The sequence below is a fragment of the Amycolatopsis sp. NPDC043889 genome, from assembly GCF_056435645.1.
Window position 1 is genome coordinate 225,421 of the sequence record NZ_JBWKEC010000005.1, and the last position, 25,734, is coordinate 251,154.

Sequence of the window (25,734 nt, forward strand, 5' to 3'; positions counted from 1 at the left end):
TGCCCGGAAAACGGGAGGGTCGGCGTGGGCGTCCGGACTAACGCACCCTCATTCCCCGGCGCGGGTGCGATCCGGGAGACCGGCAGGCTCTACTCACTCGGCCTCGACGTCGTCCGCCTGACCTTCCGGCGGCCGTTCCAGGCGCGCGAGCTGATCCAGCAGTTCTGGTTCATCGCGAGTGTGTCGATCCTGCCGACGGCGCTGGTCGCGATCCCGTTCGGCGCGGTGATCGCGCTGCACATCGGTTCGCTGACCGCGCAGATCGGCGCGCAGTCCTTCACCGGCGCGGCCAGTGTGCTGGCGATCATCCAGCAGGCCAGCCCGATCGTGACCGCGTTGCTGATCGCGGGTGCCGGCGGCTCGGCGATGTGCGCGGACCTCGGCTCCCGCACGATCCGCGAGGAGATCGACGCGATGGAGGTGCTCGGGGTCTCCCCCATCCAGCGCCTGATCGTGCCGCGGGTGCTCGCCGCGATGGGGGTCGCCGCATTCCTCAACGGAATGGTCAGCGTGGTCGGCGTCCTCGGCGGCTATTTCTTCAACGTCATCATGCAGAACGGGACACCGGGTGCGTATCTGGCCAGTTTCTCCGCTCTCGCGCAGCTTCCGGACCTCTGGATCAGCGAGATCAAGGCGGTCATCTTCGGTTTCGTCGCGGCGATCGTCGCCTCTTATCGCGGACTCAATCCGAAAGGCGGCCCGAAAGGCGTCGGTGACGCGGTGAACCAATCCGTGGTCATCACGTTCCTGCTCCTGTTCCTGTTGAACCTCGTGCTGACGACGCTTTACCTGCAGCTCGTCCCGGCGAAGGGCAGCTGATGGTCACGACGACACCCACCCGCGCGACGCGGGTCCGCGAGGCGGTCGATCGCCGGTTCGGGTTCCTGGACACGCTCGGCGACCAGATCCTCTTTTTCCTCAAGGCACTCGCCTGGGTGCCACGCGCGGTGCGCCGCTACCTCCGCGAGATCACCCGCCTGCTGGCCGAAGTCAGCTTCGGCAGCGGCGCGCTCGCGGTCATCGGCGGCACGATCGGCGTGATGATCGGGATGACCGTGTTCACCGGCACGGTCGTCGGGCTCCAGGGTTACTCGGCGCTCAACCAGGTCGGCACGTCGGCGTTCGCCGGGTTCGTCTCCGCGTACTTCAACACCCGCGAGATCGCGCCGCTCGTGGCCGGACTGGCGTTGTCGGCCACCGTCGGCTGCGGTTTCACCGCGCAACTGGGCGCCATGCGGATCTCCGAGGAGATCGACGCGCTGGAAGTGATGGGCATCCCCAGCGTCCCGTACCTGGTGACCACCCGGATCATCGCGGGTTTCCTCGCGGTCATCCCGTTGTACGCGATCGGCCTGCTGACCTCGTATCTCGCGTCACGCCAGATCACCGTCTGGTTCTACGGCCAGTCCGCGGGCACCTACGACCACTACTTCCTGCTGTTCCTGCCACCGGGTGACGTGCTCTGGTCGTTCGGCAAGGTACTGGTGTTCAGCGTCGTGATCGTGCTCGCCCACTGTTACTACGGCTTCCGCGCGAGTGGCGGGCCGGCGGGCGTCGGCGTCGCCGTCGGCCGCGGCGTGCGGACGGCGATCGTGGCGGTCAGCGTGCTGGACTTCTTCCTCAGCCTCGCGATCTGGGGCGCGACCACGACGGTGCAGGTGGCCGGATGAGCCGGCGCGGGCTGCGCAAAGCCGGGGTCAGGACGGCCGGGGTGCTGTTCCTCGTGGTGATGTCCGCCCTCGTGCTGCTGTCGATCAAGATCTACCGGAAGGATTTCGTCGAATCCGTGCCGGTGACGCTGCAGGCGGACCGCGTCGGCAACCAGTTGCGCACGGGCGGGCAGGTCAAGGCCCGCGGCGTGGTGGTCGGCGAGATCCGTGACGTCCGCGCGACGCCGGGCGGCGCGGAGATCGACCTGGCCATGGAACCCGGCAAGGTCTCGAAACTGCCCAAGAACGTGTCCGCGCTGCTCGTGCCGAAGACGCTGTTCGGTGAGCGGTACGTGCAACTGTCCATTCCGGACGGTTCGACGGCGGGACCGCTCGCCTCCGGCGACGTGATCAGCCAGGACCGTTCGGCCAACGCGATCGAGCTGGAGCGGGTCTTCGACAATCTGCTGCCCCTGCTCAAGGCGGTCCAGCCGCAGAAGCTCGCGACCACGCTGACCACCGTCGCCACCGCGCTGGAAGGCCGCGGCGACCAGATCGGCGACACGCTCGCCACCGCGGCCGCCTACCTGAAGGACTTCAACCCGAACCTGCCGAAGCTGAACGACAACATCCGTGACCTCGCGGAAGTTTCCAAGCTGTACGGCGACATCGCGCCGGATCTGCTCGACGCGCTGAGCGCCTCGGCCGTCACGCTCGACACGGTCGAGGAGAAACGTGCCGAACTGGCGTCGGTGTACCAGCAGGTGACGTCGTCCTCCCAGCGGGTCACGACGTTCCTCGCCAACAACCGCGCCAACATCATCGCGCTCGCCGCCGACAGCCGCGCACCACTGGAGGTCGCCGCGAAGTACTCGCCCAGTTTCGCCTGCACGCTGGACGCACTCGCCAAACTGAAGCCGCAGATGGACAAGGTGCTGGGCGCCGGCACCGACGAACCCGGCCTGCACGCGGAGATCACCGTCAGCCAGCCCCGGGCCAAATACGTTCCCGGCAAGGACGATCCGGTCTACGACGCCACCGGTGAACCGCGCTGCTACCCGTCGAACGGCCTGATGAGCCAAGGGATCGAAGCGATCGACACCGTTCCGACGCTCGGCGCGCAGGGCGACCTCGGCCTGGCGAACTCGCCGCAGGAACGGGAACTGATCTCCACGCTGGTCGCCCCCTCGATCGGCGTCCCGGCCAACCAGGTCCCCGCCTGGGGCAGCGTGCTCGTCGGCCCGCTCTACCGGGGCACGGAGGTGACCCTGCGATGAGGAACTTCGTGAGCCCGCTGATCAAGGGGCTGATCTTCGTCGTCGTCACGACGCTGGCCACGGTGCTGCTGGCCGTGTCCATCACGAACACCGGCCTCGGTGACACGAAGACCTACAGCGCCAAGTTCCTCGACGCGACGTCACTGAACGTCGGCGACGACGTCCGGATCTCCGGGGTCCGCGTCGGCCAGATCGAGGAACTCGAGATCGCCGACCACAGCCTGGCCCGCGTCCGGTTCTCCCTCGACTCCCAGCGCACGCTGCCCGCCGACGTGACCGCGGTGATCAAGTACCGCAACATGGTCGGCCAGCGCTACATCGCGCTCGAACGCGGCAAGGGCACGCGCGAGCTACTGGAGCCCGGTGCGGAGATCCCCCTGGAGCGCACGACGCCCGCGCTGGATCTCACGGAGCTGTTCAACGGCTTCAAACCGCTGTTCCAGGCCTTGTCGCCCAAGGACGTCAACCAGCTCTCCGGCGAGATCGTCCAGGTGCTGCAGGGTGAAGGCGGCACGGTGGAAAGCCTGCTGGCGCACACCGGTTCGCTGACCACCACGCTCGCCGGCCGCGACAAGGTGATCGGCGACGTGATCACGAACCTGGACACGGTGCTGAAGAGCATCAACGGCAAGGGCGACGCACTGTCCACTTTGGTCTCCACGCTGAAGGAGCTGGTGGCGGGGCTCGCCGGTGACCGCACCGAGATCGGGGAGGCCGTCTCCGGGCTGGCGGATCTCACCACCGCCACGGCCGGCCTGCTCGAACAGGGCAGGAAACCGCTCAAGGACAGCATCGAAGGGCTGGGCCTGCTCGCCGGTCAGCTGACGACGGAGACCGGCAAGGCCGAGGTCGACCGCTTCCTCACCGTCCTCCCGGGGAAGCTGAACGACCTGGGGCGGATCGGCTCCTACGGATCCTGGATGAACTTCTACCTGTGCTCGGCCGTCCTGCAGACCAAGCCTCCGCGCGGGGTCCCGGCGACGGCGGAGAGGTGCACGTCGTGAAACCCTTCAAGGAGCGGAACCCGATCGTCATCGGTCTCGTCGGCAGCGCCGTCGCGGCCGCGCTGCTGACCGCGACGCTCAACTACGAGAACCTCCCGATCATCGGCTCCGGAACCACCTATCAGGCCGAATTCTCCGAAGCCGCCGGGTTGCAGGCGGACGACGAAGTCCGCATCGCCGGGATCAAGGTCGGCGAGGTGAGCGACGTCCGGCTCGCCGAAGATCACGTCGTGGTCAGCTTCCGGGTCAAGGACGCCTGGATCGGCGACAGGACCGCCGCCGAGATCAAGATCAAGACCCTGCTGGGCAGGAAGTTCCTCGCCCTGCGCCCGACCGGCGAGTCGGTGCAGAACCCGAAGCAGGTCATCCCGCGCACCAGGACCGTGACACCGTACGACGTCACCGAGGCGTTCAACGGGCTGGCCGACACCGCGGGCGCCATCGACACCGATCAGCTCGCGGAGAGCTTCACGACACTCAGCGACACGTTCAAGAACTCGCCCGCGCACATCAAGAAGGCGCTCGAAGGGCTGACATCGCTGTCGAAGACCGTGTCCTCCAGGGACAACGAGCTCGCCAGCCTGCTGTCCAACGCGCACGGCCTCACCACCATGCTCGCGAACTCGAACGACGACTTCGCCAAACTCCTTTCGGACGGCAACCTGCTGCTGACCGAACTGGACAACCGGCGGCAGGCGATCCACGACCTGCTGACCGGTTCGCAGGACCTCGCCGTCCAGCTTTCGGGACTGGTGAAGGACAACAAGGACCAGCTCGGCGGAGCGCTCAGCCAGCTCGGAGAGGTGACCGACATCCTGCAGCGGCAGAACGACAATCTCGCCAAGAGCCTCGAACTCGCCGCGCCGTACTTCCGCGTGGTGAACAACTCGCTCGGCAACGGACGCTGGGTGGACGGCTACCTGTGCGGGCTCATCCCGGAGAACCGGGATCCCTGCACCCCGCCGATTCCGGGAGGTGGCCGGTGATCAGCAGATTCGTCACCCTCGCGCTCGTGCTCGCGCTGGCCGTCGTCGGCGGGCTCTGGTGGATCTTCTCCGGCACCGGGCTCGACCGCGTCACCGTGTACTTCTCGCGCGCCGTCGGCGTCTACAGCGGATCGGACGTGCGGGTGCTCGGCGTCCGCGTCGGCCAGGTCGAATCGGTGGACCCGGAAGGGGAACGGGTGAAGGTCGTCCTGACCGTCGACGGGTCGACCCCGATCGCCGCCGATACGAACGTCCTGGTCGTGGCGCCGAGCGTGGTGGCCGACCGCTACGTCCAGTTCACCAAGCTCACCCGCGCCGGGAACCGGCTGGACGACGGCGCGGTGATCCCGGTCGAGCGCACCGGAACGCCGGTGGAACTCGACCAGCTCTACTCCAGCCTCGACACCCTCGCCAAGGCCCTCGGCCCCAACGGCGCGAACGCCGACGGCGCGCTTTCGGAACTCCTGCGCACCGGCGCGAAGAACCTCCAGGGCAACGGCAAGCCGTTCAACGAGTCGGTGCGCAACTTCGCCGACCTCGCCAGGACCCTCTCCGGGAACTCGCAGAACCTGTTCGCCACCGTCGACGAACTGCAGCGGTTCACCTCGATGCTGGCCACCAACGACCGGAACGTCAGCGAGGTCAACAAGCAGCTCGCCTCGGTGACCGGCACGCTCGCCCGGAACAAGGACGAGCTCGCCCGCGCGCTCAACGGTCTCGGCGGCGCGCTGGCGGAGATCCAGCAGTTCATCAAGGACAACCGCGCGCTGATCAAGTCCAATGTGGACAAGCTCGCGGTGACAACCGGGACACTGGTCGACAAGCGCGCCGCGCTGGCCGAAACCCTCGACACGATCCCGCTTGCGGTGACGAACGTGCTCGAAGCCGTCGACCCGAAGACCGGCAAGCTGCAGAGCCGCGGCAACATGCTCGAATACCTCCCGCTCCCGCTGCCGGTCACCGGCGACACCTACACCGGGGGGCGCTGATGGCCGCGAAACGGAAGATCGCCGCGCTCGCCGCGTGCTGTGTCGCGCTCACCGCCTGTTCCTCGGATTTCAAGGGCGTCTACGACCTGCCGCTCCCCGGCGGCGCGGACATCGGCGACCATCCGTACCGGGTGACCGTGCAGTTCGCCGACGTCCTCGACCTGGTCCCCCAGGCCGCGGTGAAGGTCGGCGACGTCCCGGTCGGCCGGGTCGAGACCATCAAGCTCGGTGAAGACGGCTGGACGGCCGAGACCGTCCTTGCGGTCAACGGCGACGTCCACCTGCCCGCCAACGCCATCGCGCGGCTGCGCCAGTCCAGCCTGCTCGGCGAGAAGTTCATCGAACTGGCCCCGAGCGCGGCGAAGGCCGAGGGCAGGCTGGGCGAGGGCGCGGTGATCCCGGTCGCGAGCACGAACCGCAACCCGGAGTTCGAGGAGATCTTCGGCGCGCTGTCGCTGCTGCTCAACGGCGGCGGGATCGGCCAGTTGCAGACCATCAACCGGGAGTTGTCGAAGGTGATGGACGGCAACGAGGAGGAGATCCGCTCGTTCTTGTCCACTGTGGAACAGCTGGTGTCCAACCTGGACACGCACCGCTCCGACATCACCTCCGCGCTCGACGGGCTCAACCGGCTCTCCACGACGCTGGCGAACCGGAAGAAGCAGGTCGAGGGCGCGCTCACCGATCTCACCCCCGGCCTCCAGAGCCTTTCCGACCAGCGCACCCAGCTCGTCTCGATGCTGCAGTCACTGGACCGGCTCTCCGGCGTCGGTGTCGACGTGATCAAGAAGAGCCGGGCAGATCTCGTCGCGGACCTCACCGCGCTCGCGCCGATCCTCAAGCGGCTGGCCGACGCTGGCGAGAGCCTGCCCAAGTCGCTGGAGATCCTGCCGACGTTCCCGTTCACCGACGCCGTCCGCGACGGCATCAAGGGCGATTACCTGAACGTGTACGCCTCGGTGATCCCCGCGCCGGGTGTCGAACTCCCGCCCCCTGGCGAAGGGGTTCCGCCGGGGCTCCCGACCTTGCCGCTGCCGTCCTCCGGAGGTAGCTGATGCTCACCACCCGTGTCCGGATCCAGGTGATCGCGTTCGTCATCCTCGCGCTGGCGACGACGGCGTTCGTCGGGGCCAGTTACGCGGGCCTCGGCCGGCTCTTCGGGGCGGGCGGGTACACCGTGAAGCTTTCGCTGACCGACGGCGGGGGCGTGTTCACCAACGGCGAGGTGACCTATCGGGGCGTCGCCGTCGGCCGGGTCGGCGAACTGCGGCTCACCGACGGTGGCATGGAAGCGGACCTGGTGATCGACGACGACGCGCCCCCGATCCCCGCGAACTCGCGGGCGGTCGTGGCGAACCGGTCCGCGGTGGGCGAGCAGTTCGTCGACCTCCAGCCGCGGACCGGCGACGGGCCGTACCTCGCCGAAGGTTCGGTCATCCCGCGTGAGGCGACGGCCGTTCCACTGCCGGTGCAGCATCTGCTGACCGACCTCGACTCGCTGACCGCGTCCGTGCCGACCGAGGACCTGCGAACCGTGGTCGACGAACTCGACAACGCCCTGCGCGGTTCCGGCGCGAACCTGCAGGTGCTGCTGGACTCCACCACCGACTTCACCAAACAGGCCGCGAACCACCTGCCGCAGACGGAGAAGCTGATCACCGACGGCTCGACCGTGCTGAAGACGCAAGTCGACTCGTCGCAGGCGTGGCGGCAGTTCAGCGGCAACGCCAAGCAGTTCGCCGAGCAACTGTCCCGTTCGGACGGTGACCTGCGGCGGCTGATCGCGACGGCGCCCGACGCGGCGACCCAGCTCTCCGGGCTGCTGCGGGACAACGAACCGGGCCTGCCGATCCTGCTGGCGAACCTGCTCACCACCTCGCACGTGTTCTCCGCCCGCACCGACGGCCTCCGGCAGCTCCTGATCAACACCCCGAAGGCGGTGTCCGCGGTCGACGCCGCCGTCGACGAGCAGTCCGGGAAGATCGGGCTGGTCCTGACGTTCTTCGACCCGATGCCGTGCGCCAAGGGCTACGGGGGCACGAAGGTCCGCAGCAGCGCGGAACTCTCGGCGCTGCCGTTCAACACCGGTGCCGCGTGCACGCTCGAAAAGGGCAACGCGAGTTCGGTCCGAGGCTCGCAGAACGCGCCGAAGGGCGGCGTCCCGCCCGCCGCGATCCCCGGCGGCTTCGGCGCCGACGGCCAGCCGACGTCCACCAGCCTCGAGGAGATGTTGTGGCTGCGCAACTGAAGATCGCGATCGCCGTGTTCGCCGCGGCCTGCGCGTTCGCGGGATGGGCCGGGTACACCTGGTTCACCGCGACGGGTTCCGAGGCCGTGTCCTACGGCAACTCGCGCGACGAAGCGCTGAAGTCCGGGCGTGAACTCGTCGCCCGGCTCACGAGCCTCGACCACCACCGCGTCGACCAGGGCATCGCCGACTGGCTCGCCGCGTCCACCGGCCCGCTGCGCGAGCAGCTGGGCAAGGCCGACGACGCGACGAAACGGACGCTCACCCAGGACGCGACCGTCTCGACGGGCAAGGTGCTCGACGCGGCGATCAGCGAACTGGACGACCACGCGGGAACGGCCAAGATGCTGGCGTCGGTGGAGATCACGATGGCGAAGGAGGGCGCGGCGCCGACGACGAAGCGCAACCGGTTCGCCGCCGGGCTGACCAGGACGGACGAGGGCTGGAAGCTCAGCGCGCTCGACCAGCTGCCGGTGGGTGCGCGATGACCGCCACGGCCGACACCGAAACCGAGGTCGTCGAAGAAGAGGTCACCGAGACGCCATCACGCCGGTCGAAGCTGCCGCTGATCCTGCTGGTGGCGGCGGCCGTGCTGGTCGCGGCCGGGGTGTGGTTCACGCTGGAGGCGAAGTCGATCTCGGCGGCGCCGTCGGCGGCCAACACCGCGCTCACCGACGTCGGCGCGACCGCCGAGGTGAACTCCGCGGTGACCGTGGCGCTCGACAAGATCTTCTCCTATTCCTACGACCGGACCGACGCCACCGAAAAGGCGGCCGCGTCGGTGCTCAGAGGCAAGGCGCTGGAGTCCTACAACCAGTTGTTCGCCCAGGTCAGGGAAAAGGCTCCGGCGCAGAAACTCGTTCTCACCACCCGCGTCTCCTCATCCGCCGTCCAGGAACTCGGCGACGGTAAAGCGAAGTTGCTGGTATTCCTCGATCAAGCGGCCACCCGGGCCGACAACAATTCTTCGACAGCGGCCGCGGCGCAGCTTTCGATAACCGCGGAACGTGAAGGCGACAACTGGGTCATCACCGATCTCGTCCCCCGGTGATCCCTCATTCGTCCGCTTTGTAAACCAGGAGAGAAAACGAGGAGAATCCCATGTTCGGTCGAACGCGCCCTAAATCAGCCCGTCGCCGTCTCGGCACGGTCGTCGCGCTCACGTCCGCGCTCGCCGTGGCGGGCAGCCTCGCCGCGACCCCCGCCCTCGCGGACGATCCGGTGGAGATCCCGGTGTCCTACACCGTCACCGGGAAGACCACGGTGAAGAAGACCGGCGGCACCCTCGATCTCGGCCCCGGCCAGCTCGACGGCGCCCTGGTCATCGACGGTGACAACGTCGGCATCCGCGGAAACCTTTCCCTGCCGCCCTCGACGGCGAACATCTCGCTGGTCTCGGGTGTCTTCAAGATCAAGGCCCGTGTGCGGATCGAGCCGACCGGCCCGGTCACCGGCACGCTCGCCAACGGCGACCTGACCACCCACTCTCAGGCGAACATGCTGATCGACAACATCGTGGTCGGCCTGTTCTGGCCGGTCATCCCGCTCCCGACGGTGCCGAACGCCTGCAAGACCGTCAAACCGCTCGACCTGACCCTGGTGTCGAAGAACGTCGACCTGTTCGCGCCGACCATCCCGTCTTCGGGGACGTTCACCATCCCCGAGTTCAAGGACTGCTTCATCAACGACCTCGCGCTGGGGGCGTTGATCTCCGGTCCCGGCAACACGATCGACCTGAGCATGAAGTCCAACCTGTCCTGACACCCGTCGGGGCCTGCAGTCCGTGAAGGCCTCCTTCCCTACCTTCAGGGTAGGCAAGGAGGCCTTCACGGACCGTCAGCAGAAATACGGCGCCGTCGGGTCGACCAGCGCGACCCCGGTGCTGTCACCTGCGGAAACGGCGTAGACCGGAGCGCAGACCCCGGAGAACTTCCAGAAGTCCGTCGGCGGTTCCGTGCTGGTGTCACGGCTTTCCGACTTCACGTTGCTGCCCCAGGCGAAGACGCTCCCGTCGGCTTTCAGCGCGACATTGTGGTTGAACCCCGCGTCGATGGCGACGACGCCGGACTGCGCCTCCGGCGGAACCGTGGCCTGGCCGTAGAAGTTGTCGCCCCACGCGATGACGCCGCCGTTCTTCAGCGCGATGCTGTGCCGGAACCCGGCGGAGACCGCCGAGACCCCGGACGTGGCCGCCGCGGGCACGGTGATCTGGCCTTTCCCGTTGCTCCCCCAGGCGACGACGCCGCCGTTCTTGAGCGCCAGCCCGTGATCGCCGCCCGCCGAGATCGCGGTGACCCCCGACGAAACCGTCGTGGGCACGGCCGTCCTCGAACCCCAGCTCAGCACGCTGCCGTTCGTTTTGAGCGCCAGATTGAAGTACGCGCTGGTGGAGATCGCCGTGACCCCCGACGTCGCGGCCGCCGGTACCACGTTCTGACCGTAGAAACCGTTGCCCCAGGCGATAACACCGCCGTTCTTCAGCGCGAGTTCGTGCGCCCAGCCGGCGGCGATCGCCGAGACCCCGGACGTGGCCGCGGACGGGACGGCCAGCTGGCCGTAGCTGTCGTTCCCCCAGGCGATCACCCCGCCGCCCTTGAGCGCGAGGTGGGTGATCGCGCCCGCGGAGACCGCACTGGCGCCGAGCGCCGCGGCCGGTATGGTCCCCTGTCCGTAGTCGTTGCTCCCCCATGGCCGCGCTTCGCCGGTCGGCGCGGCGCTTGCCGTACCGGAAAGGGAAACCGTTGCGATCATTACGGTAATCGCGACGCCCGCTACCCGTCGTGATCCCGATCGTCGATTCTCGGAAGACATGCGCGGAATGTTAACCCGGTTCCACCGATCGGCCGCCTCTTTGTCATCCCCGGACAAACTTCATAATCGAATTCAGCGCGCGCTGACAAGAAAGAACGGGCCCATCGCCCACTTCGAAACATGTCGACATGAATCCTTGTTACGTACATAACTCGCGGGTAACCTCGGTTTACCCCACCACCGAGAAAGCCGCTCGAGTCGAGCATATTTGATCAGAAAAATCCGCCGAAAGGCGCATGGGGAAAGCCGCCCGAGACGTAAACTGGATCAAAGGAGATGACAGGTATGTCCCGTAGACTTGGCAAGTTGTCAGCCGGCGTCGCCACCACCGCCGTCGCGATGGGCGCGGTCGCCGTGCTCACCGCCGGCACGGCCGCCGCCGCGACCACCTACGCCACCGGCACCGTCGCCTACATGTGCAACTTCCCCGGCATCGGCCAGCAGCAGCTGGACGTGAAGGCCCAGTTCGACGGCCCGACGTCGATCGCCTCGGGCGGCACCGCCACCCCGACGAACATCTCGGGGACCGCGACGATCAACGCCACCATCAACGCGCTGCTCAACGCCGCCAACTACGACGGCGTCCGCGGCAAGGCCAACATGCCGATCACCATCACCAACGCCACGCCCACTTCGGCGACGGTGACGAACCTGGACGTCCCGACCCAGATCAACCCGTACGTGCCCGGCCCCCGGTCGTTCAACATCGTCCAGGGCGCGGGCACCGGTGTCCCGACGTTCACCGCCGGCGCTCCCGGTTCGGCGACCGCCTCGCTCGGCACCACGATCAACGCTCCGCTGGACTTCCACAAGAAGGACGGCACCTGGACGACGTGGAACTTCAACTGCACCGTGAAGAACACCAACCCGGCACAGAACCGCGCGTTCAGCCCGGCGATCCCGATCACCTGATGAACCACCCGTGCGGGGCGGGGACGCCCGCCCCGCACGGTCTCCATCCGCGCAAGGCACGAGAGGAACACCCATGACGCAGCAGGTTCGCCGGGCACTCGGGAGGTTTCCCGTTCTGGCGGGCGTCATCCTGCTCGTGGGGGTGAGCGGCGCACTGTCCTCTTCGGCCGCGACCGACCCGGCCACACCACCGCCGGCACCGCTGCAAGGCGCCACGTCCGCGCACCAGAGTCTCGCGAACACCTGTGTCTTCCCGGATCCAGTCGGGGAACGGCCGGTCACCATGGACGTCCAGGCGACGCTGCCGAAGGTCGTCCAGACCGGAAAACCCGTTCAGGTCAAGGACTTCTCGCTGACCTTCACCATCGGCGAAGGGTCACTCGGAGCCGTCGCCGAGGTCGCGGGCGGTGCGACCGTCGAGCTCACGGCCGCGAACGGGGACAAGAAGACCCCGGTCCCGGTCTCCCTGACGATCCCGGCGACGAAGGTGCCCGCCACCGGCGAACTGAAGCTGGTCGCGACGGGCACCGTCCCCGACATCCTGCTGAAGGTGCCGTCCGAACTGCGGCTGAGCACGGGCGCGCCGTCGCTCGCGCTGACCGCCGCCGAGACACCGCTGAAACCGATCACCTGCACCCAGGCGCCGGACCAGAACACGCTGCTCGGCAGTGTCGCGCTCCTGCCGCTCGGGAAGCCCAAGCCGGAGTCCGGCAAGCCCGGTGAGCAGAAGAAGCCCGGTGCCGACGCGCGAGCCGCTGATGACGTCCACGCCAACGCCCTCTACCCCATCGCGTTGCAGCCGTTCGAACTGCAGGGCACGTCGTCGATCACGAAACTCGGCGCCTTCGCCCGGCTGAAGCCCGCGTTCATGGTCAACGCGGTGTGGCACGTCGACCTGGAGAACACCGAAGGCCCCGGCAAGATCACCGGCTCCGTCATGATGCCGCCGAGCACGATCACCTTCCTCGGTTTCGGCTTCGTCCCGATCACCGCGACCATGGAGCTGTTGCCGGAGGACTACGCGACCGGCAATCACATCATCGACGTCGACGGCGTTTCGATCCCGGAACCGGAGGGCAGCTCGACCGTCCTCACCCCGCTCAAGGTCTACGGGAAACTGAGCGGGGTCACCATCAACGGGGTCGGCCTCGACGTCGGCGACAACTGCCTCACCGCCGAGCCGATCAAGATCAATCTCCGCGGGGAGAAGTACGGGATGTTCACCGGTGGCGTCGTGCGCACCGATCCGAAGTGGACGGATCCCGCCTATCGGGACTTCACGTTGCCCCCGTTTTCGGGCTGCGGTGTGAAGGAGGATCTCGACTCGCTGATGAGCGGGATGGCGTCGGGGCCGGGGAACCAGGCTTGTGTCGGAGTCAACCAGGTCGGGTTGCCCTGGGATCTGGAGCGCAAGTGCCCCAATGTGGATCCGCCTGTGGCGCGCCGCTGAGGATCGGCGAGGCCACCGATCCGGCGAACGCGCGCCGTCCGCCCGTTCACTTCGGCCAGTGTGCCACGTGTCTCGGCCGAGCGACGCCGCCCTCCCGGACGGCGCCGTCCAGGGAGGCCGCCGCGAAGCCGGGTTCGTCGAAGTCGCGAATGGCCGGCCCCGGCCGCCGCACCAACGAGGGCAGTGTCGAGGCGCCGAGCGATTCGCGTTAGCGCGGCTACTACCAGATCGGCAAGAACGCCTTCGAAGCGAAGGGGTACTTCATCTCATGAAGGAAAACCAGACGGCTATGCCCACGTTCTCGGAGGTCAGGTGGATGACCTTCGAGGAGCTGACCGACAGGCTGGCGGCCGTCGACCCCACGCGGCTGGCGAAGGCGAATCCGATCGACCTGCTGGAGGAGACGCCCTGGGCGTTGATCGACGAGGACTTCCGGGGCGGGTTCATCAAGCACTGCCGGGAACTCACCGACGATCGGTTGCGGCACTGCGCCGAGATCGCCGAGACGTTCTTTTCCTGGCTGATGCCCTACGGCGGATACAGCAGGCAATCCGCGACGGCGAACAGGTTCCATCTGACTGCTGCGCTGATCCTCGCCGTCGGCCCCAGGACGGACATCGCTCTCCTCGACCCGATGCGACTCCTCCACGAGTTCCTGCACGACTCGCCGCCGGTCGAAACGGCACGCGAACTCCTGGCGGGTCCGTCGCCAGGACCTGAAGCCCGCGCGATCGTCGGACGGTTGAGCCTGCTCAGCCAGCTCAGGCGGATCGACCACCTCTTGCCCCCTTCCGCGGAAAAGGAGCGCTACGAGCAATGGAAAACGCTGTGAGAGCCCGGATCCGGAGACCCGTCGGCGCACGGACGGCCTTCGTCGTCGCGGCCCTCAGCGTGGCCGCCGTCCTGACGGTCCCGGCCCGGATCGCCGAGGCCGCACCGGTGACGGCGGGACAGCCGGTCACGCCGCCGGTCTCCTCCGAATCGGAGAAGCTGCGCGCGGCTCACCGGGGTCACCCCGGCGGCAACCAGGTCGCTACGAGCCACTCGGCGTCCACTGTGGACTCTTCCGCGGCGCCGGAAGCACCTCAGGCAGCGCGAACCCCGCCGACGCCGAAGGGCTGACCCCGGCCCGCAGCGCGAGCTCCATCTCGAACCGTGCCCCCGGGTCCCGCAGGTGCTCGCCGAACGTCGCCTGCAACTGCCGCATGCGGTAGCGCACGGTCTGCGGGTGGACCTGGAGACGCTCGGCGATGTCGACGACGTTGCCCTGGCTGTCGAGCCAGGCTCGCAGGGTTTCGAGCAGCCGTTCCCGCTGTTTCCCGGTCATCTCCGCGAGCGGGGCGAACAGGCGGTCGCGCAACTGGCAGGTCAGCGCGGCGTCCGCGTTCACGAGCAGGGTGGCGAGGTGTTCTTCGGCGCGGATCACCCGGCGGGCCTGGATGATGCCGCGTTCGGACAGGTGCAGGGCCTCGCGCGCCCAGCGGAGGGAATCGGCGACGGAGTCCAGCGGGCGGCACGGGCCGATCGAGAGCCGGTAGTCCGGCAGCGCGGCCTGCAGAGTGGCCAGGCGGGCGACGGAGATCTCGCCGGGGACGAGCACACGCGGCTCAGCGCAGTCGAGTTCGGCGAGCACGTCCGAATCCACGGCGTTGTGCCGCCGGGGTCTGACGGTTTCGCCGATCGGGTGCAGCACCACCGGCGTCGCGCGCTCGGGCACCGTCCAGCCGGTCAGCTGCGCGAGTTCCGCGATCGCCTTCGACGGCGCGGGCGGGGTTTCCAGCACCAGGTGCAGCAGTTTGCGGCGCCAGGTGTCCAGCGCCCCCGCGGTGCGCGCCTTCGCTTCGAGGTATCCGTCCAGCGCGACGGACGCGAGTTCGTCCATGAACGCGAGCATCGCGTCGGCCAGTTGCGACATGACCGCGGACGAGAGACCGCTGCGGCGGCCGACCCGCATGATGCGCCGCCATGAAACCCTGGCGCCGACCCGGTACGCCGACTGGAGGGTGTCGAGGCTCCGGCCCTCCCGCATCTCGTTCTGCCCGAGGCGGTGGTGGACCTCGTGCGACTGTTCCTTGGAGACGCTCGGATCCGCGATCTGGGCGACGAACAACGTGATCGCGTACTCGACGCCCGCGCGGATCGACTTCCCGTACGGCCCGTCGAGCGGGCGCGCGTACGCGGGGATGGTCGCCCGGATCTCGTCGACGATCTCGTTGGCGAGACTGCCCAGTTCCGGTCGCAAAATGTCGGCGAGCTTACGGGGAAGTGCCGCAGGGGGCTGCGCAGCGTGTTCGATTCCGCGCTCCACCGACATCGCAGCTCCTTTGCTCCGCCCAGCGTCCCGACATCCCACGATCGTCGTGAGGTGACAACGAACACATCGCGGAGTCGCTCGTGAATGTGTCACCTTTCGCAGAAGAAACCGATTTCTTGTCACCATCGTGACAAAATCACGGGTCATCCCTGAATTTTGATGACAAGTGCCCGGCAAACGCCTCGCGCGGTACGTACGAACGGCCGATGAATACGGAGCGTCACTGCTTTCCGGTGAGCAATTCCCCGAGTACTTCGAGCACGGGCTCCAGCACGCGGACCTCGGTGCCGGCGCATTCGGTGATCCCCGCGCCCACGACCTCGAACCCGCTCAGCCCGCGAAGCATCGCCACCAGGCGCTCGATCGTCAAGCCACCGGGCTCCGGATAGTTCAGCCCGTCGAACTCCGCCGGGTCGAGCACGTCGAGATCGAGATGGACGTAGACCTTGTCCGCGCCGGCCAGCCCGGCGGCGACGTCGGCCGTCTCGACGACGAGCCCGCGGTCGACCACGGCCCGCTCGGCGTCGTCGAAGGCCCTCGTCCCCGCGAGGACGACGCGTCCGGGTTCGACCGGCGGGTTCGCGGCGAACTCCGGGTCGCCCTCGCCGAGCAGCGACCGCAGCACCATGCCGTGGAACGCGCCGGACGGCGACGTCTCCGCGGTGTTGAGGTCGGAATGCGCGTCGAACCAGGCGACGCCGAGCCCCGGCCCGAAGCGGTAGCGCGCGACCCCGATCGGGATCAGCTCGACGCCGCAGTCCCCGCCGATGGTGAGCACCGGGCCGCCCGGTGCTTCGAGGGCGGCGAGCTGTGCGGCGCGGTTCGCGCCGGTGAGCACCGCGCGGTTGGCGATGCCGTCGACCGCGGGCGACGTCTCGCGGGTCTGCCGGATGTGGTGCACCGGCACGCCCAGCACGTGGCCCGCGAGCTCGGCGAGCGCGACGCAACCTTCGGGCAACTCCGGCGCGCGTTCGGTCAGAGCGCCCTGGAACTGGGGTACGGCGTTGATCAGCACCCGGTCCAGGCTAGCGGCGGCCGCAAGTCCGTGAAGGCCTCCTTCCCTACCCTGAAGGTAGGGAAGGAGGCCTTCACGGCACTCCGGATTAGGTCACTCCAGGACGAGGAGCAGGTCCCCGCCTTCCACCTGCTGGACGGCGTTGATCGCGCGCCGCGACACCTTGCCGCCGCTCGCCGCGGTGATCGACGCCTCCATCTTCATCGCCTCGATGGTCGCGACCGTCGCACCGGCCTCGACCTCGTCGCCCTCGGACACCTGCAACGTGACCACGCCCGCGAACGGCGCGGCGATCTGCTTCGGGTCGCCCTTGTCGGCCTTCTCCGTCGCCGGGATGTCCGACGCGATCGAGGTGTCGCGGACCTGGATCGGGCGCAGCTGGCCGTTGAGCGTGGACATCACCGTGCGCAGCCCGCGCTCGTCCGCCTCGCCGATGGCCTCAAGCTCGATCAGCAGCCGGACACCCTGTTCGAGGTCGACCGAGTACTCCTCGCCCGGCCGCAGGCCGTAGAAGAAGTCCTTGGACGGCAGGACGGAGGTGTCACCGTACTGCTCGCGGTGCGCCTCGAAGTCCTTCGTGGGCCCGGGGAACAGCAGCCGGTTCAGCGTCGCGCGCCGGTTCTCGGCCAGCCCCTTGCGGTCCTCTTCGGACAGTTCCTGCACCGGCTTCGGCCGCGCGCGGCCTTCGAGTGCCTTCGTGCGGAACGGCTCCGGCCAGCCCCCGGGCGGGTCGCCCAGTTCGCCGCGCAGGAAGCCGATCACCGAGTCGGGGATGTCGAACTTGTTCGGCTCCGCCTCGAAGTCGGACGGCGAGACACCCGCGCCGACGAGGTGCAGCGCGAGGTCACCGACCACTTTGGACGAAGGCGTGACCTTGACCAGGTGGCCGAGGATCTTGTCCGCGGCCGCGTACATCGCCTCGATGTCCTCGAACCGCTCCCCGAGACCGAGCGAAATCGCCTGGGTGCGCAGGTTCGACAGCTGACCGCCCGGGATCTCGTGGTGGTACACCCGCCCGGTCGGCGAGGAGAGCCCCGCCTCGAACGGCGCGTAGATCTTGCGCACGCTCTCCCAGTACGGCTCCAGGTCACCGATCGCCTGCAGGTCGAGCCCGGTCGGCCGGTCCGAGTGGTCGGTGGCCGCGACGAGCGCGGAAAGCGACGGCTGCGACGTCGTGCCCGCCATGGACGCGACGGCACCGTCGACGGCGTCCGCCCCGGCCTGGATCGCGGCCAGGTACGTCGCCAGCTGGCCACCCGCGGTGTCGTGCGTGTGGATGTGCACGGGGAGGTCGAACTCCTTGCGCAGCGCGGAAACCAGCCGCGCCGCCGCCGGCGCCCGCAGCAGGCCCGCCATGTCCTTGATGGCCAGGACGTGCGCCCCCGCGCCGACGATCTGCTCCGCCAGCTTGAGGTAGTAGTCCAGCGTGTACAGCTTCTCCGCCGGGTCCGACAGGTCCGAGGTGTAGCAGAGCGCCACCTCGGCGACGGCGGTGCCGGTCTCGCGGACGGCTTCGATCGCCGGGCGCATCTGCTCGACGTCGTTGAGCGCGTCGAAGATCCGGAAGATGTCGATGCCGGTCGCCGTCGCCTCCTCGACGAAGGCGTTGGTCACCTCGGTGGGGTACGGCGTGTACCCGACGGTGTTGCGGCCCCGCAGCAGCATCTGCAGGCAGATGTTCGGCACCGCTTCCCGCAGCTTCGCCAGCCGCTCCCACGGGTCCTCCGCCAGGAACCTCAGCGCGACGTCGTAGGTCGCGCCGCCCCAGCATTCCAGCGAAAGCAGCTGCGGCGTGGTCCGAGCGACCACCGGCGCGACCGCGAGGAGGTCCTTCGTCCGCACCCGGGTGGCGAGCAGCGACTGGTGCGCGTCACGGAAGGTGGTGTCGGTGACGCCGATGGTCGGCGACTCCCGCAGCCAGCGGGCGAAACCGTCCGGGCCCAGTTCGGTGAGCTTCTGCTTCGAGCCGGGCGCCGGTTCGAGCCCCTTGGGCAGCTTCGGCAGCTTGACCTGCGGATCGAGGGTGCGCGGACGCTCGCCGTGCGGTTTGTTGACCGTCTTGTCGGCGAGGTAGGTCAGCAGCCTGGTCCCGCGGTCGGCCGAATGGCGCGCGGTGAGCAGATGCGGGCGCTCCTCGATGAACGACGTCGTGACGCGGCCTTCGCGGAAGTCCGGGTCGTCGAGCACGGCCTGCAGGAACGGGATGTTCGTGGCCACACCGCGGATCCGGAACTCGGCGACGGCGCGGCGGGCGCGGCCGACGGCGGTCTTGAAGTCGCGGCCGCGGCAGGTGAGCTTCACCAGCAGCGAGTCGAAGTGCGCGCTGATCTCGGTGCCGGAGAACGCCGTCCCGCCGTCGAGACGGATACCGGAGCCACCGGGCGAGCGGTACGCGCTGATCATCCCGGTGTCCGGGCGGAAGCCGTTGGCGGGATCCTCGGTGGTGATGCGGCACTGCAGGGCGGCGCCGCGCAGGTACACCTTGTCCTGCGACAGCCCCAGGTCGTCGAGCGTCTCGCCGGAGGCGATGCGCAGCTGCGACTGGACGAGGTCGACGTCGGTGACCTCTTCGGTCACCGTGTGCTCGACCTGGATGCGCGGGTTCATCTCGATGAAGACGTGGTTGCCGTCCCGGTCGAGCAGGAACTCGACGGTGCCGGCGTTGCGATAACCGATCTGGCGGGCGAACTTCACCGCGTCGGAGCAGATCCGGTCCCGCAGTTCGGACGGCAGGTTCGGCGCGGGGGCCAGCTCGACGACCTTCTGGTGCCGCCGCTGGACCGAGCAGTCGCGCTCGAAGAGGTGGATCACGTTGCCCGCGCCGTCGGCGAGGATCTGGACCTCGATGTGGCGCGGCTCGACGACGGCCTTCTCGATGAACACCGTCGGGTCGCCGAAGGCCGACTCGGCCTCACGCGCGGCGGCCTCGATGGACTCGCGCAGCTGCGCGGGCTCCTGGACGCGACGCATACCGCGTCCGCCACCACCGGCGACGGCCTTCACGAAGACCGGGAAGCCGATCTCCTCGGCGGCGGCGATCAGCGCGTCGACGTCGGAGGAGGGTTCGGAAGAACCCAGCACCGGCACCCCGGCCTCGCGCGCGGCCTTGACCGCGCGGGCCTTGTTGCCGGTCAGTTCGAGGATGTCCGCGCTCGGTCCGACGAAGGTGATGCCTTCGTCCTCGCACGCGCGCGCGAGGTCCGGGTTCTCGGAGAGGAAGCCGTAGCCGGGGTAAACGGCGTCCGCGCCCGCCTTCTTGGCGGCCGCGACGATCTCCTCGACCGACAGATAGGCCCGCACCGGGTGACCGGGTTCGCCGATCTCGTAGGCCTCGTCGGCCTTCAGCCGGTGGAGCGAATTGCGGTCTTCGTGCGGGAACACAGCCACCGTGCCCGCGCCGAGCTCGAATCCGGCGCGGAACGCGCGGATGGCGATCTCACCCCGGTTGGCGACCAGTACCTTGCGGAACATGCCGGTCCTTCCCATCATCGGATCGGTAGGTGAGGCACGTTACCTGTTCGGTCCCGCAGGGCGGGAGTTGTTGCCCAGGTGATGGACATCATCCCTGGCTGAGTTGCGCTCCGGGACTCTGCAGCAACCTGTTCGCGGTGCCCTCGTGGACGCCGGTCAGCACGTCGACGGCGGCGAGGTCCACCAGTGCTTTCACGACGTCCGGCGCGGAGACCGCGGGATGCTGCGATCGGTACAGTGCGGCCACCCCGGCGACGTGCGCGGCGGCCGACGACGTGCCGCTGAGCACCCTTCCGCCGCTGCCACCGGCGTTGGGTCCCGGCACGTCCACGCCGGGCGCGAAGAGGTCGACGACCTCGCCGTGGTTCGACGTCGACCCGACCTGGTCGCTCGCGTCGGTCGAGCCGACGGTGAGCGCTTCGGTGACCCGTCCGGGGGAGAACTTGCCCGCGTCGGTGGCCTCGCCGCCCGCCGGGAGGGCGACCGGGACGACCGCCGCGAGCGCCCGGACGGCGGCGTCGAGCTGGTCGTTGGCCGTGCCGCCGATACCGAGGACGGCGACGGCGGGCTGCTGCGCGTTCCGCGTCACCCAGTCGATACCCGCGATGATCTTGTCCGTCGCGCCGCCGCCCTGTGCGTCGATCACCCGGACCGGGACGATCTGCGCGCCCTTCGCGACCCCGAAGGTCCTCGACGCGGCGACACCGGCCAGGTACGTGCCGTGACCATTGGTGTCGGTGGTGTCCGTGCCGCCGTTGAGGAAGTCCTTACCGGGCTTCACCCGGCCGCCGAAGTCCGGATGCGCCGCGTCGACCCCGCTGTCGATCACGTAGACCGTGACGTCCTTCGCGTCGGTCTCGTAGTGGTAGAGCTGGTCGAGACCCGTTCGCTGGTCGATCCGGTCCAGCCCCCAGTTCGGCGGGTTCTGCTGGACTTCCGTCGCGGAGGCTGGCGGCGCCACCAGCACCAGGAGCGCCAGCGCGGCCATGACCCGTACCAGTCGAATGATCATGCCTTGGCTCTACGCCTGTCCACCGGGGGCGGCAACCCCGGAGTGTCACCCATTCGACTGGTCTTGCCCGATATGGCCGCTGACCGTCGACTTCGGGAAGCAGACCAGCGCGTCGAAGGCGTCGGCGACGTCGACGGGGTTGAACAGATGCGCGTGCCGGATGCTCTGGGGTCCCGCGGTTCCCCGTCGTGCGCGGAGGTCCACGAGCCCGGGGCCTTCGGCTTCGACGCTGCCTTCGGCCGGTGCGTCCAGTTCTTGGCGGTACACGGTGAAACCGAGCCGCGCGGCCGGATCGGGCTTGAGCCCGGTGGTCTCGCCCTCGACGGCGGTGAGCCCGAGCGCGAAGTAGTCGTCGCCGAACTCGGCGGCCAGATGCGTGCCCGCCGAAGGTGAGGTGAGCCCGGGGAACGGCGAGAACGGGACGCGCTGGAGGTGTCCGTTGTGGAGCATCACGACGATCTTCGTGCCGGCGCCGTGCAGCCGCCGGATCAACCGGACGGTCTCCGCCATGTACGCGTCGCGCGAACCGCTCTGCAGGGCGGGCGCGTCGCCGGACATCATCGCGGCGACCTCGGCGAGGTACGCGTCGACGCGCAGTGCGCCTTCGACGTGGTGCTCCGCGACGGCGGTGTCCCCGTAGACGGGACGCAACGAGGTCAGGTGCGTCTTGAGCCGGGTGAGCGCCGCGGTCGCCTTGTCCTTGGCGGCGTCGTCGAGTGCGGCGTACTTGGCGGGCGCCTCCGCGCTGCTGACCGACGCGTACCCCTTGGTCGCCTCGATCGCCGCGTCGACCAGGCTCGTCGCGGCGTCATCCACAGTGGACAGATAGGCGCGGGCCGCGTCGAGCGACGGCACCGGCGAGCCCGCGGAACTCGGCACATCGAGGCCGTAGTACCGGACGTCGCCCCGTTCGCGGAGCCACGTGAGCATTTCGTGGGCCTCAGGCGATTCCCCGAGCGAGAAGGTGAAGCCGTCGCGGCCGATGTCGGCGACGTCGCCCGGGGCGCCGTTCAGCCAGTCTTCGACGAGCTTGCCCTCGGCAAAGCCGGATTCGAAGGCCACGACCCGGAAACCGTGCTGCTCGACGAGGTGCCGGAGCAAACGATTGCGCAGGTCGCCGAACTCGTGGATGTGGTGGTTGTTCTCACCGATGGCGACGATCGTCGCGTCACCGATGAGTTCGGCGATCTTCGCTGGGTCTGACATACTGCTCACACTAACGCAACAGGAGTAGCAATTGGCAACCTCCGGTACCCAGCGGCCCGGCGGCCGGACCGAACGCACCCGCCAGGCCGTGCTGCACGCCACCCTCGACCTGCTGGCCGAACGCGGGTTCGGCGAACTGACCGTGGACGCGGTCGCCGAGCGGTCCGGGGTGCACAAGACCACGGTGTACCGGCGATGGTCCTCGCCGGACGGCCTCGTCGCCGCCGCGCTGCAGATGGGCGCGGAGGACGACTGGACGGCGCCCGACACCGGTTCGCTCGAAGACGATCTGTACGAAGTGGCCGCCGAGGTCGTGCGGTACTTCACCGAGCCCGCGCTGAAGGAACTGCCCACGGCGTCGGTGCTGGCGGCGTTCCAGTCGCCGCAAGCGGCCGAGGCACTGCACGACTTCTACGCCGACCGGCACCTGCGCATGGCGCCGATCGCGGAGCGGGCCGTCGCGCGGGGCGAGATCCCTTCCGGCACGGACGGCGACGAGCTGGTGCGGGCGGTGTGCGGACCGATCTTCTACCGGCTTTTCCTGTCGCGGGAAAGCGTCACGGTGGCGGAGGCGCGGGTCATCGCACGGGCCGTGGCCGCCGCTGCCGTGTCCGGCGCCTTCGTCCCCCTCCCGCATTCAGAGGACTAAATGCGGTAGTTCGGGGTGCCAACGACCGCATTTAGTCCTCTGAATGCGGGAGGGACCGCAGCGCGCTCAGCCCGGGGTTGTCGTACTCCCCGGTGGCGATGATCAAGGCACGCCGCTCGCCGGTCATGACGACGAATGCCTGCTCACGAAGAGATCGACGAGCTTGTCCTGATCGGTGAGCGTCGCTTCGGACAGCTCCAGCACGTCGCCGTCGATCTCCAGCCGCACCGTGCGCTTCACCCGTCCGCCGCGCGAAAGCCACTCCCGCACGGCCGCGACGACCGAACGCAGTCCCTCGGCGGACTGTCCCAGCGTGACCAGCAGTCCGCCCACCGTCGCGACGTCGAATCCCCGCGAGCCGGGCGGCGCCGGACCGGCGGGCAGCGCCTTGACCTCGGCGACCCCGCGATCGATCAGTTCGCTTCGGAGGTACCCGGTGAGCTGGTCGACCCGTTCCGCGTCGGCCCCGTCCTCACCGAACCGGACCCGCACCGCTGCTGTCATCCCCGGCCTCCCTCGCCCGTACGGAACGAGGAAACCCCGCGGCCCGCCCGGCGGCAAGGTCCGATCGGGCAGAGATGTTCACGTCAGCTTTTTTCCAGGTATTCCACGCGATCTTCGTCGACGACGTCGGCGATCATATGCGCCAGCCCCAAGTAATTACCCAAGGCCGGATCCTTCTCGACGATTTCCAACGCGCGGGCCCTCGCCTCGGCGATGACGTCCTCGTCGCGCAGCAGCGACAGCAGCTTCAGGGTCGACTTCTTCCCCGACTGCGCGGCACCGAGGATGTCGCCCTCGCGGCGCAGTTCCAGGTCCATTCTGGACAGTTCGAAACCGTCCGTCGTGGACTCGACGGCGGCCAGCCGCTCGCGGGTGGTCGTCCCGTCCAGGGTTTCGGTGACCAGCAGGCAAAGCCCCGGCACACTGCCCCGGCCGACCCGGCCGCGCAGCTGGTGCAGCTGGCTGATGCCGAACCGGTCGGCGTCCATGATCACCATCGCGGTCGCGTTCGGCACGTTCACGCCGACCTCGATCACGGTGGTGGCGACGAGCACGTCCAGGTCACCCCTGGAGAACGCCTGCATCACGGCGTCCTTGTCGTCGGCGGGCATCCGGCCGTGCAGGACCCCGATCTTCAAGCCCTTCAACGGTCCTTCGGCCAGCTCGGGCGCCACGTCGAGGACCGCCAGCGCGGGCCGCTTGTCACCCTTGTCCGACGCCGGTTCGTCGCCGATACGCGGGCAGACGATGTACGCCTGGTGGCCCTTGCCGCATTCCTCGCGGACCCGCTGCCACGCCCTGTCCAGCCAGGCCGGCCGCTCCGCGACCGGCACCACCGACGTCTTGATCGGCGACCGGCCGACCGGCATCTCGCGCAGCGCGGAGATCTCCAGATCGCCGTAGACGGTCATCGCGACCGTGCGCGGGATGGGCGTCGCGGTCATGACGAGCACGTGCGGGCTGGTCTCGTCGGAGCCGCGGGAGCGCAGCGCGTCTCGCTGCTCCACCCCGAAGCGGTGCTGCTCGTCGACCACGGCCAGGCCGAGATCCGCGAACGACACCGTGTCCTGGATGAGCGCGTGCGTGCCGACGATGATCCCGGCCTCACCGCTGACCGTCTCCAGCAACGCCTTCTTGCGTTCCTTGGCGCCCATCGAACCGGTCAGCAGGGTCACGCGCGTCGCGTTCTCCGCGCCGCCGAGCTCGCCCGCCTGCCCGAGGTCGCCGAGCATCTCGCGCAGCGATCGGGCGTGCTGAGCGGCGAGGACCTCCGTCGGCGCGAGCATCGCCGCCTGCCGCCCGGAATCGACGACCTGCAGCATGGCGCGCAACGCGACCACGGTCTTGCCGGAACCGACCTCTCCCTGCAGCAACCGGTTCATCGGATGCTCGGTGGACAGATCCCTGGCGATCTCATCGCCGATCTCCTGCTGGCCCGACGTCAGCGCGAACGGGAGCCGTTTGTCGAAGGCGTCGAGGATGCCGTCGTCCTTGTGCGGGCAGGCCTTCGCGGGCCGCGAGACCAGGGAATGCCTGCGCTGCGCGAAAATCAGCTGCACCGCCATGGCTTCGTCCCATTTGAGCCGGTCACGCGCGGAGTTCAGCACCTGCCAGCTCGACGGGCGGTGGATACCGCGCAGCGCGCTCTCCAGGCTGGGCAGGCCGTATCGGGCGAGCAGCTCGATCGGCATCGGGTCCTCGTCGACCTCCAGCACGTCCAGCACCTGCCGGACGGCCTTGGCGATCACCCAGGTCGGGATCCCCTGCGCCGCCGGGTACACCGGGATGATCTCGGCGAGGAAGTCGTCCATCGCCTCGGCCTGACGATCGGCGTCGAACAGCTCGTACTCGGGGTTCGCCAGCTGCAGGACGTCGCGGAAGGCGGTGACCTTGCCCGCGAAGAGCCCGTTCTTGCCGGGCATGAGTTCCTTTTCGCGCCAGGCCTGGTTGAAGAAGGTGCACTGCAGGCGGCGTTTGCCGTCGGTGATCACCATTTCGAGCAGGGTGCCGCTGCGCGCCTTCATCCGGCGCTTGTTGACGCGCTCGATGCGCGCCATCACGGTGGCGTGCTCGCCGAGTTCGAGCCCGGCGATGTCGGTGAGCTGGCCGCGCTCGGCGTAACGACGCGGGTAGTGACGCAGGAGGTCGCTGACCGTCTCGATCTTGAGGCCCTTGGCGAGGGCCTTCGCCGTCGCCGCGCCGACGACCAGCTTGAGGTCCGCGCGCAGGTTGGTCAT

At 68.6% G+C, this 25,734-nt stretch carries 23 protein-coding genes; 15 read left to right on the plus strand and 8 right to left on the minus strand.

The genetic code is table 11. From position 1 onward, the window contains the following. The first annotated feature begins 24 nt into the window (after window positions 1-24). Genes AC0685_RS13270 through AC0685_RS13320 form a run of 11 tightly spaced genes read left to right on the plus strand, consistent with a single transcriptional unit; the run spans window position 25 to window position 9,914 of the window. Window positions 25-819 (plus strand): MlaE family ABC transporter permease, encoded by a 795-nt coding sequence (locus tag AC0685_RS13270; RefSeq protein ID WP_020630757.1) that lies wholly within the window; start codon window positions 25-27, stop codon window positions 817-819. Next, on the plus strand, window positions 819-1,670 hold the full coding sequence (locus tag AC0685_RS13275) for an MlaE family ABC transporter permease (protein ID WP_038509575.1): 852 nt from the start codon (window positions 819-821) through the stop codon (window positions 1,668-1,670). The genes AC0685_RS13270 and AC0685_RS13275 overlap by 1 nt, the downstream gene beginning before the upstream one ends. Next, window positions 1,667-2,926 carry an MCE family protein gene (locus AC0685_RS13280; RefSeq protein ID WP_478225730.1) on the plus strand — a complete coding sequence of 420 codons (1,260 nt, stop codon included), beginning with the start codon at window positions 1,667-1,669 and terminating at the stop codon, window positions 2,924-2,926. The genes AC0685_RS13275 and AC0685_RS13280 overlap by 4 nt, the downstream gene beginning before the upstream one ends. Next, the gene (locus tag AC0685_RS13285) at window positions 2,923-3,930 is read left to right on the plus strand and encodes an MCE family protein (RefSeq protein WP_478225731.1); all 1,008 of its coding nucleotides are present in this window, start codon (window positions 2,923-2,925) and stop codon (window positions 3,928-3,930) included. Before AC0685_RS13280 ends, AC0685_RS13285 begins: the two co-directional genes overlap by 4 nt. Further along, entirely contained in the window at window positions 3,927-4,916 is a 990-nt protein-coding gene (locus AC0685_RS13290) for an MCE family protein (RefSeq protein WP_478225732.1), read from the plus strand. The genes AC0685_RS13285 and AC0685_RS13290 overlap by 4 nt, the downstream gene beginning before the upstream one ends. Beyond that, window positions 4,913-5,905 carry an MCE family protein gene (locus tag AC0685_RS13295; RefSeq protein ID WP_478225733.1) on the plus strand — a complete coding sequence of 331 codons (993 nt, stop codon included), beginning with the start codon at window positions 4,913-4,915 and terminating at the stop codon, window positions 5,903-5,905. The genes AC0685_RS13290 and AC0685_RS13295 overlap by 4 nt, the downstream gene beginning before the upstream one ends. After that, window positions 5,905-6,960, plus strand: coding sequence for an MCE family protein (locus AC0685_RS13300; RefSeq protein WP_478225734.1), 1,056 nt, complete (start codon window positions 5,905-5,907; stop codon window positions 6,958-6,960). Before AC0685_RS13295 ends, AC0685_RS13300 begins: the two co-directional genes overlap by 1 nt. After that, window positions 6,960-8,153 (plus strand): MCE family protein, encoded by a 1,194-nt coding sequence (locus AC0685_RS13305; protein WP_478225735.1) that lies wholly within the window; start codon window positions 6,960-6,962, stop codon window positions 8,151-8,153. Before AC0685_RS13300 ends, AC0685_RS13305 begins: the two co-directional genes overlap by 1 nt. After that, window positions 8,138-8,641, plus strand: a complete 504-nt coding sequence (locus tag AC0685_RS13310) for a hypothetical protein (RefSeq protein WP_340683383.1) — start codon at window positions 8,138-8,140, stop codon at window positions 8,639-8,641. The genes AC0685_RS13305 and AC0685_RS13310 overlap by 16 nt, the downstream gene beginning before the upstream one ends. Continuing rightward, on the plus strand, window positions 8,638-9,204 hold the full coding sequence (locus AC0685_RS13315; protein ID WP_478225736.1) for a hypothetical protein: 567 nt from the start codon (window positions 8,638-8,640) through the stop codon (window positions 9,202-9,204). The genes AC0685_RS13310 and AC0685_RS13315 overlap by 4 nt, the downstream gene beginning before the upstream one ends. A gap of 50 nt (window positions 9,205-9,254) precedes the next feature. After that, window positions 9,255-9,914 carry a hypothetical protein gene (locus tag AC0685_RS13320; protein ID WP_478225738.1) on the plus strand — a complete coding sequence of 220 codons (660 nt, stop codon included), beginning with the start codon at window positions 9,255-9,257 and terminating at the stop codon, window positions 9,912-9,914. A 75-nt stretch (window positions 9,915-9,989) separates the two neighbouring features. Here the strand turns inward: AC0685_RS13320 and AC0685_RS13325 are convergent, their stop codons facing one another. Then, complete coding sequence (locus AC0685_RS13325) at window positions 9,990-10,904, minus strand: RCC1 domain-containing protein (protein ID WP_340683386.1); 915 nt, start codon at window positions 10,902-10,904, stop codon at window positions 9,990-9,992. Between the two features lie 366 nt (window positions 10,905-11,270). On the opposite strand from AC0685_RS13325, the gene AC0685_RS13330 reads away from it, so the two are divergent. The 3 genes from AC0685_RS13330 (at window position 11,271) to AC0685_RS13340 (ending at window position 14,158) form a co-directional block, all read left to right on the plus strand. Further along, on the plus strand, window positions 11,271-11,876 hold the full coding sequence (locus AC0685_RS13330) for a DUF6801 domain-containing protein (RefSeq protein WP_478225739.1): 606 nt from the start codon (window positions 11,271-11,273) through the stop codon (window positions 11,874-11,876). A gap of 73 nt (window positions 11,877-11,949) precedes the next feature. Then, window positions 11,950-13,326 (plus strand): DUF6801 domain-containing protein, encoded by a 1,377-nt coding sequence (locus AC0685_RS13335; RefSeq protein WP_478225740.1) that lies wholly within the window; start codon window positions 11,950-11,952, stop codon window positions 13,324-13,326. Between the two features lie 316 nt (window positions 13,327-13,642). Then, on the plus strand, window positions 13,643-14,158 hold the full coding sequence (locus AC0685_RS13340; RefSeq protein ID WP_478225741.1) for a hypothetical protein: 516 nt from the start codon (window positions 13,643-13,645) through the stop codon (window positions 14,156-14,158). A gap of 201 nt (window positions 14,159-14,359) precedes the next feature. On the opposite strand, the gene AC0685_RS13345 is transcribed toward AC0685_RS13340, so the two are convergent. The 5 genes from AC0685_RS13345 to AC0685_RS13365 form a co-directional block, all read right to left on the minus strand. Next, on the minus strand, window positions 14,360-15,640 hold the full coding sequence (locus AC0685_RS13345; RefSeq protein ID WP_478225742.1) for a PucR family transcriptional regulator: 1,281 nt from the start codon (window positions 15,638-15,640) through the stop codon (window positions 14,360-14,362). Between the two features lie 220 nt (window positions 15,641-15,860). Next, the gene (locus tag AC0685_RS13350; protein ID WP_478225743.1) at window positions 15,861-16,655 is read right to left on the minus strand and encodes an arginase family protein; all 795 of its coding nucleotides are present in this window, start codon (window positions 16,653-16,655) and stop codon (window positions 15,861-15,863) included. Between the two features lie 93 nt (window positions 16,656-16,748). Continuing rightward, window positions 16,749-20,126 carry a pyruvate carboxylase gene (locus tag AC0685_RS13355; RefSeq protein ID WP_478225744.1) on the minus strand — a complete coding sequence of 1,126 codons (3,378 nt, stop codon included), beginning with the start codon at window positions 20,124-20,126 and terminating at the stop codon, window positions 16,749-16,751. 88 nt (window positions 20,127-20,214) lie between these two features. Then, window positions 20,215-21,114, minus strand: coding sequence for a S8 family peptidase (locus AC0685_RS13360; protein ID WP_478225859.1), 900 nt, complete (start codon window positions 21,112-21,114; stop codon window positions 20,215-20,217). Between the two features lie 69 nt (window positions 21,115-21,183). Beyond that, window positions 21,184-22,344: an erythromycin esterase family protein gene (locus AC0685_RS13365; protein WP_478225745.1), complete on the minus strand. Its 1,161-nt coding sequence runs from the start codon at window positions 22,342-22,344 to the stop codon at window positions 21,184-21,186. Window positions 22,345-22,375: 31 nt separating this feature from the next. Here AC0685_RS13365 and AC0685_RS13370 point away from each other — a divergent pair, with 31 nt between their 5' ends. Then, window positions 22,376-22,993 carry a TetR/AcrR family transcriptional regulator gene (locus tag AC0685_RS13370; protein ID WP_478225746.1) on the plus strand — a complete coding sequence of 206 codons (618 nt, stop codon included), beginning with the start codon at window positions 22,376-22,378 and terminating at the stop codon, window positions 22,991-22,993. Window positions 22,994-23,116: 123 nt separating this feature from the next. On the opposite strand, the gene AC0685_RS13375 is transcribed toward AC0685_RS13370, so the two are convergent. Next, window positions 23,117-23,497: a hypothetical protein gene (locus tag AC0685_RS13375; protein WP_478225747.1), complete on the minus strand. Its 381-nt coding sequence runs from the start codon at window positions 23,495-23,497 to the stop codon at window positions 23,117-23,119. A gap of 83 nt (window positions 23,498-23,580) precedes the next feature. After that, window positions 23,581-25,734: an ATP-dependent DNA helicase RecG gene (recG, locus tag AC0685_RS13380; protein ID WP_478225748.1), complete on the minus strand. Its 2,154-nt coding sequence runs from the start codon at window positions 25,732-25,734 to the stop codon at window positions 23,581-23,583.